Source organism: Bacillus sp. 05T31 (genome assembly GCF_056396725.1).
This window is the reverse complement of sequence record NZ_JBFTMA010000573.1, coordinates 1-4,661: the sequence shown is the minus strand read 5'-3', so window position 1 is coordinate 4,661 and position 4,661 is coordinate 1. Positions and strand designations below refer to the sequence as shown.

At 36.7% G+C, this 4,661-nt stretch carries 4 protein-coding genes and 1 pseudogene; 1 reads left to right on the top strand and 4 read right to left on the bottom strand.

What is annotated here, in order from left to right; translation table 11 throughout:
• From AC1DJR_RS24405 to AC1DJR_RS24395, 3 genes and pseudogenes are all read right to left on the bottom strand, one after another.
• On the bottom strand, positions 1-629 hold a 629-nt coding region (locus AC1DJR_RS24405), incomplete at its 3' end, for an ABC transporter substrate-binding protein (RefSeq protein WP_477003704.1).
• Positions 630-650: 21 nt separating this feature from the next.
• Entirely contained in the window at positions 651-1,667 is a 1,017-nt protein-coding gene (locus AC1DJR_RS24400) for a FecCD family ABC transporter permease (protein ID WP_429687923.1), read from the bottom strand.
• Positions 1,668-2,579: pseudogene (locus tag AC1DJR_RS24395) on the bottom strand (FecCD family ABC transporter permease); the annotation flags it as partial.
• Between the two features lie 54 nt (positions 2,580-2,633).
• Between AC1DJR_RS24395 and AC1DJR_RS24390 the strand changes: the two are divergent.
• Complete coding sequence (locus AC1DJR_RS24390; protein ID WP_477003703.1) at positions 2,634-3,398, top strand: DUF817 domain-containing protein; 765 nt, start codon at positions 2,634-2,636, stop codon at positions 3,396-3,398.
• A 134-nt stretch (positions 3,399-3,532) separates the two neighbouring features.
• Here the strand turns inward: AC1DJR_RS24390 and AC1DJR_RS24385 are convergent, their stop codons facing one another.
• Complete coding sequence (locus tag AC1DJR_RS24385; RefSeq protein ID WP_429687919.1) at positions 3,533-4,570, bottom strand: DUF4003 domain-containing protein; 1,038 nt, start codon at positions 4,568-4,570, stop codon at positions 3,533-3,535.
• Positions 4,571-4,661: the final 91 nt, after the last annotated feature.

The following is a 4,661-nucleotide window of genomic DNA, read 5'->3' as shown; positions in this document are numbered from 1 at the left end:
GGTTGTAATCCTAAGTCTTGGAATAAAATTGGTCCCATCGGTCTTTTCGTACTAAATACACGTAATTCTTTTGCAGTAACACGAATTGCCATTACTTTTTCGTTGTTACCTAGTTCTTTATCTATTAAACTTTTCACTCGTTTTGATTGTTCTTCATAGTCTTGAATATATTTATCTGCTTCTTTCTCACGGTTTACAAGTTTACCTACTTCTTTTAAATGATCTCTCCACGTTCCTTCATCTAGATTGAAAGAATGTGTTTTTGCAATTTTTTCGTATTTCGCTAAATCTTTGCCAGMATATTTTTCATCCACATAAATTTCAGATGGCTTTAATTGTAKTAATGCTTCCATATTGGGATCTGTTACAACGCCAAGTTTCTTCGTATCTTTCARCTGTTCTTTYRCGTGMGGTAAGAAATCTTTTAAATCTCCACCAATTACAGAACCTACTGGTGTAATTCCTAATGCAAGTAAATTGTTCGTTAAATGAATAGACATTGAAGCAATTTTTGGATCATTACTTTTTTCCGTTTTTTTAGTTGCCTCTTCGTTAGGTTTCGTTTGACCACATGCTGCTAATACTAAAATACACATAATGCTAAATAAAATGGAAAGTTTCTTTTTCATATGTTCTCCTCTTTGAAGTATTTATTTTGTTTTTGTAAGTAAATAAAGAAAATACGGCGCTCCTAAGGCCGCTACTACTACACCAGCTGGAATAGAGTTTGGCTCGAATACAGAACGGCCTATCGTATCTGCGAGTACTAAAATAATCATTCCAATAATGCCAGCTAACGGAAGGAAATGTTGATATGTACTACCTACTAACTTTCTTGCGATATGCGGAGAAACTAAGCCAATAAAGCCAATTCCCCCTGCCATTGATACACTTGCACAAGACAATCCTACCGCTGTAGCTAAAAGCAGTAACCGTTCTTTTTGAACAGATACACCAAGTCCTGCTGCTACACTATCACCTAGTGACAGTGCATTTAACGTTTTAGATTTTAACCATGCGTACGGAGTTAATATAAAAATCCAAGGTAATAATGCTAGGACATGAATCCAATCTCTTCCCCACACGTTACCAACTAACCACCTAGAAGCGAATATATACGTCTCATCATTTAACTTGAGCGAGAAAAATAACGAAAGTGCACTAAAACCAGCCGAAACTGCAATACCAACAAGAATAAGTCTAATGGGAAGTAAACCTTTTGACCGATCACTCGCAAGTAAAACAATAAGAAATGCAGCAAGTACTCCCCCGCCAAACGTAAATAACGGTATTAAAATCGATGCACTCTCGTTAATAGAATGAAAGAGAGTAACGAATACAATAAGCCCGAAAGATGCACCCGAATGTAATCCGAGAATACCTGGATCTGCAAGTGGATTACGAGAGAGCCCTTGCAAAATCGCACCGGAAACTCCAAGGCCGATACCCGCTAACATTGTAATTATAATTCTTGGCATACGATAATCGTATAGCACGGTTGCACTCTCAAAATCACCATAGCCAAAAAGCGTTTGAATTACTTTGAGCGGTGCGATGCTCAGCGTACCTGTATTTAAACTAGTTAAAATTACAGCAATACTCATACAACCGAATATTGTAGTTACAGTAATAGCTCTCTTTTTATCCGTGTTAAAAAGGTCCTTCACTTATAGCTCACTCCCAACTTTACGTGCTATATAGAGGAAGAATGGAACTCCAACAAGAGCTACCATAATTCCTATCGCAAGTTCTTTAGGAGGATTTACTGTTCTTGCTCCTAAATCAGCCAAAACTAGTAACATAGCACCTAATAATGCTGACATAGGAATAATAAGCTGATAATTAACACCTACTAATTTTCTAGCGATGTGCGGAATGACAAGTCCTACAAATCCAATAGAACCAACAGCTGAAACAGAAACACCTGCAAGAATGACTACTATAATCATCCCAAGTATTCTCGTTCGGTTCGTTTTCACACCTAAATTCGTAGCAACATCATCCCCCATTGATATGAGGGAAATAGATCGCCCTAGCACTGTCGCAAAAACAATCGTTATGAGAATAATAGGCACTAAAAATTTCAAGTGGTCCCACTTTACCCCTGCAACACCACCAGCATACCAAAACGCTAAATCTTGGCTTAAATCATAATAAATCGCGATACCTGAACTTAACGAATGTAAAAGCGCTGCCATAACTGCTCCAGCAATCGTTAACCTCATCGGTGTTAACCCTCCTGATGTTGCCGATCCGATAATAAAAATGAGTACKGTACTTAAAACTGCTCCAATAAAGGARACAATCATTAARTAGGAATACGGCATATGCGGGAAAAAAGCAAAACTAAGTGCTACTACAAACATCGCTCCTGCATTTATTCCGAGCACACCTGCATCAGCTAAAGGATTTCGTGTTACCCCTTGCATAACAGCACCAGCGACTGCAAAAGCTGCTCCTACAACTGCCGCCCCAATTACCCTCGGAAGCCTTAATTCATAAATAATTTGATGCTGTGTTAACTTCGGATTGTAATCAAAAATCGCTGCCCACACCGTTTGCAAATGAATATCCTTTGTAGTATACTTAGTCATTATTTTGATTTTTCTAATAAATATATCGAAGGTGACACAATGTTCTATATAAAACAACTACTACATTTCACTTACGAACAAGCACTATCTTGCTTATTCCCAGTCATTATTTTTTTAACACTAGCCCTTTCAAAAATCATTTCGATTCCAGGGTTATATCGCTATGATTTCATACTCATCGTATGTCTTCTTATGCARTRKATWATGTAYAARACYGGWCTTGAAACAAAAGAYGAACTRAAAGTAATTACTGTYTTTCAYYTSATYGGMCTTYTRCTAGAAATATATAAAGTATACTTCGGCTCATGGAGTTATCCTGAAGAGGCATATTCAAAAGTTTTCGGAGTTCCACTTTACAGCGGTTTTATGTACGCAAGTGTTGCAAGTTACATATGCCAAGCGTGGAGAAGATTGCATTTACAAATGTATAATTGGCCAAAAGCCATTTTTGCCATACCGTTAGGAGCWATGATTTACTTCAATTTTTTCACACAYCATTTTCTATATGACTTTAGATGGGTATTAACYTTACTTTTATTCATTGTWTTCTTTCRCACATTTGTGGAATTTTCATTACAAGGCATTACRTATAAAATGCCACTCGTTCTCTCCTTTTTCCTTATCGGGTTCTTTATTTGGATTGCCGAAAACATCGCAACATTTTTCGGCGCATGGCAATATCCAAATCAACGAGAAGCGTGGAACCTCGTTCATCTTAGCAAAGTTAGCTCATGGTTTTTACTCGTCGTTATTAGCATTATGATTGTTACGCAGCTCAAACATTTGAAGCAGTTGAATAGATAATGCTGATTATGTAAAAATAGTTAGCCCATCACTCATTAGAGAGTGATGGGCCTTTTTAATAATATTTTTTAAACCGTCCTCATCAAAGGAGTTATAGATTCATCATAATTTAAAAAAGCATAAGCAGTTACACATTATGAACTACTACTAGCAGAAGATGTTGCTGCAGATGAAGCGGCAATCGTTGCCATCATTGCTGCCTGTTGTGCCTGTATGAGGACTTCTATCATTGTTTGTAAACCTGTGTTAGTCGCTTTACTTTCCTCACTTTTCTGACTTACGAACAGTTGAATAGCAATAAGAATATTTGTATCTGTATGCCAACGGAACAATTTCTCCCCCTGCAATTTTTCAATGAATGCTCGAATAGAATGAAACTCTTCCTCTCCATCCTCGAGTAACGCTAGTAGCCCGATAGCTGGGTAATGCATCTGTTTCACTTTTACCTTTTCTTGCTTTAATAACTTCCATATGTTTGTGCATTTTGCAACTAATATTTCTTCACGGACATCCTTCTTTAGTGAAAGAATATGACTTAGAAATTGAAGATCATTCCCTTTACGCAAACCAGCTGCCGCTAGTTTCTGATAAAGACGTTCCACTCGGTCCATAAGTATTTCTACATTCTCTGATTGCCCTGCTAGTAAAACCGCAAGCGGATAATCATTTGTACCTGTAAGAAAAAGATGATCCTCTTTCATTCGTTTATATACTTGCATCGAACGCTGAATGTGCGTGCCATGCTGTTCATTTTCTTCAGTTAAAAGCACAGCTGCTGCGAGATAAGTAAATATACTCCGGCTAAAACCACCAGCGACCAATTGTTCATATAAATCTAAAAACTTTCGAAAAGCTTGCTTGTAATCTATAAAGTGAATATCTAATGTTGCGGCCACCACAAAGCGATGATAAGACTTTAAGTATGAAAACATCCCTACCTGATTCTTAATATAACTACTAATTTCTAAAAAACGTCCGAGATCAAACARTTTATCACTACCTGCATACATAGCRGCAATCATCATWCCTGTWCGAGAATCACTCGTTTTCCATTTTAGTTCTCCCTTTAACTGTGCATATGTATGTGTGTATTGCTCCAACTTCTGTTCTAATGTAATCATAGTTTTCACTCCTATTTCTAGTTCTTCTCTTTTATTATACGTATATTCCATATTTAGGAATACTATATTTAATACAGTTTTTGCAATCTTATACTTTCTTCGGTATTTTCTATTAAATAAAACAAAAAATAATCACATCATA